The 505-nt window shown below is 66.9% G+C and carries 1 protein-coding gene; it reads right to left on the reverse strand.

The features are described 5' to 3' along the window. On the reverse strand, positions 1 to 505 hold a 505-nt coding region (locus AC25M7_RS25470), incomplete at both ends, for a hypothetical protein (protein ID WP_486971637.1).

Here is a 505-nt window from a genome sequence, read left to right on the forward strand (position 1 = left end):
GGCGTGCAGGTCGAGGGTGCGGTTGCTGCTGACACTGCCCTGGCGGCTGTTGTCCAGGTGGCTGGTGGTAATGGCCAGCGCGCCCTTGCTGGCAATAACGCCCTTGTCGGTGTTTTCCAGGCTGGCGCTGGCTAGGGTGATATCGCTGTCGCTGAGCAACTCGCCAGACTTGTTGAGCAGCGCGCCCGTCGTGGTCAGCTTCAGGCTGCCGGCGCTGTCCAGTTTGCCGGTGCTGTTGTCCAGGCTCTGCGCGGCCATCACCAATTGGCCCTCGGCGCTGATCAGCCCGAGACGGTTGAGCGCCGCGCCGGTCAACGTCAGGGTCATGTCCCGCTGGCTGGTCAGGCGGCCACCGTCGTTGTCCAGGGTCAGGCCGGTCAGGGTCAGGCCGGTCTGGGCCTCGATACGTGCCTTGTTGCGGTTGAGCAGGCCCTGCAACGCGAGGGTCATACCGGTGCCGGCGACCAGCAGGCCGCCGTCGCTGTTGTCCAGCGAGGTGCCGGTC

Source organism: Pseudomonas sp. P106(2024), from assembly GCF_057480815.1.